The sequence below is a fragment of the Romboutsia sp. MSSM.1001216sp_RTP31141st1_G3_RTP31141_220114 genome (genome assembly GCF_039031195.1).
GTDB lineage: Bacteria > Bacillota > Clostridia > Peptostreptococcales > Peptostreptococcaceae > Romboutsia_C > Romboutsia_C hominis.
On the sequence record NZ_JBCIUO010000048.1, the window covers coordinates 1 to 2,469 of the forward strand.

The 2,469-nt window shown below is 30.5% G+C and carries 3 protein-coding genes; all 3 read right to left on the bottom strand.

All coding sequences use genetic code 11. The features are described from left to right. The coding region (locus tag ABCP60_RS15815; protein WP_343102175.1) for a mannonate dehydratase at positions 1-899 on the bottom strand (899 nt) is incomplete at its 3' end. Positions 900-914: 15 nt separating this feature from the next. Further along, the gene (locus ABCP60_RS15820) at positions 915-1,934 is read right to left on the bottom strand and encodes a sugar kinase (RefSeq protein ID WP_092925132.1); all 1,020 of its coding nucleotides are present in this window, start codon (positions 1,932-1,934) and stop codon (positions 915-917) included. Then, the coding region (locus ABCP60_RS15825) for a bifunctional 4-hydroxy-2-oxoglutarate aldolase/2-dehydro-3-deoxy-phosphogluconate aldolase (RefSeq protein WP_343102176.1) at positions 1,918-2,469 on the bottom strand (552 nt) is incomplete at its 5' end. The genes ABCP60_RS15825 and ABCP60_RS15820, both read right to left, overlap by 17 nt.

Genomic DNA, 2,469 nt, shown 5'->3' on the forward strand with positions numbered 1-2,469 from the left:
CAATATGCTTTTACTATTTCATAAAAATCAAGTGATCCACACTCAGATAAGTGAGCTACTTCATTAAAGCTACTTTCTCCTGTTATTAAAACATTTCTTAAGTGTGCAAAGTTTATTCTATTTTTTTCTTTTCCAAAGTATTCAACCATTTTTACTACATCATTAGTACTTGTGCATCCTAATGATCCTGTACATAAAGTTATACCATTGTATTCACTATCATAAAGATTTACAAATCTTTCTAGATTTTCAAAATTTGTTATTATTCTTGGAAGTCCAAATATTCCCCATGGTGGATCATCTGGATGTATTGCCATTTTTACGTTACTTTCTTCAGCTACTGGTATTATTTCTTTTATAAAGTATTCAAGATTTTCCCATAACTTTTCTTCATCTATATCTTTATATTGATCTAATAATGCTCCTAGTCCACCTTTTCCATAAGAAGTATCCCATCCTGGAAGTTCTAATTCACCTAGTGCTGGATCCATTTTCTTAACAGTTTCTTCATCATATATTAGACAAGTTGAACCATCTTCAAGTTCATAGTTTAGATCTGAACGAGTCCAGTCAAACACTGGCATAAAGTTATAACAAACTGTTTCTATTCCTGCTTTTCCAAGATTTCTTAACGTTTCTTTGTAGTTTTCTATGTACTTATCTCTAGTAGGAAGTCCTAACTTTATATCTTCATGAACTGGTACACTTTCTATTACTGAAAGTTTTAGTCCATTATCTTCTACAGTCTTTTTAAGTTCTAATATTTTATCTAATGGCCAAGCTTCTCCAACTGGTATATCATATATTGCTGTAACTATACCTTTCATTCCTGGTATTTGTCTGATGTACTCTATCTTTACAGGGTCATCTTGTCCATACCATCTAAACGTCATTTCCATTTACTATTCCCCCAATTATCTTTTTATATTTTGTAGACCTTTATCTATCAAACTAATAACACATTCTTCGTCTACTAAATTTATATCTCCTCTTATAGAATGCTTTAGTGCACTTGCACAAACTCCAAATTCAACAGTCTTTTTTGAATCCATATTATTTATTACTCCGTGAAGTATTCCTGCTGTAAATGCATCTCCTCCACCAACTCTATCTAATATATCAAATGTATATTCACTTGATATTTGCATGTCATTTCCATCAAATATATAACCTTTTAATGAGTTATTATTTATTGAATGAACACTTCTTTTAGTACATGCTGCATATTTTATATTTGGATAATTCTTAAATAACTCTTTGTACAACTCTTTAAGAGAATCTTCAAAGTCTAAATCATTATCCTCATATTTTAATATGTTTGTCATATCTAACTTTCCTAAAAATGCTATATCTACATAAGGAAGTACTTTTTCTAAAAATCCTTTAGCTTCTTCTAAGCTCCAAAGCTTAGCTCTGTAATTAGAATCCAAGGACACTAGTATATCATTTTCTTTACAGTATTTTGCAATATCTATAACTAAGTTATATAACTCTTTGCTAAGTGCTGGAGTTATACCAGACATATGAACTAAACTTACATCTTTTAGCATACATTTGATATCAAATTCTTCTTTATTTGCCATTGATATAGCTGAGTATTTTCTATCATATATAACTTCTGTACTTCTATATCCATGACCTATTTCAGAAAAATATATTCCTAGTCTTCCTTCTCCTCTAACGACTGAACTAGTATCTATATCAAATCCTTTTAAATCTCTTATTACTTTATCACCTAGTGAGTTGTCTGGTAATTTAGTCGCAAACTTAGTCTTATGACCAAAGCAAGATAAACTTGCTATAACGTTTGCTTCACCTCCACCATAAATTGCTTCAAAAGAGTTTGACTGTATAATTTTTTTATTGTTGGGAGGTATTAACCTTAACATTACCTCCCCAAAACCTAAAACCTTTTTATTATTTGCTTCTGACATTTTGTATTTTCTCCACAAATTCCTTAGCTAAGTTTTCTATATCTTCTAAGCTTTCTGCATTAAATAGTGAACTTCCTACTCCTACACAAGAAACTCCCATTTCAAACCACTTATCTACATTATCTATACTAACTCCACCAGTTGGCATTATTTCAACATTTGGTATTGGAGCTTTTATAGCTTTTACATACTTTGGTCCAAATACATCACCTGGGAATAACTTAACCATTTTATTTCCTTTATCTTGTGCATTCATTATTTCACTTACTGTCATACATCCTGGTAAATAAAGTGTATTTAATTGTTTGCATACTTCATTAACTTCTTCACTATATCCTGGACTTACAACATATTTTGCTCCCGCTAATATTGCATCTTTAGCCATTTCTCTATTTAAAACACTTCCAACACCTAGTATTAGATTTTTGTCATCTCTTAGTTCATTTATTAAATCAACAACATTAGGTATTGAGTATGTTAATTCTACCGCTCTTATTCCGCCATTTACACAAGCATTTATATATCCTTTAGCTTC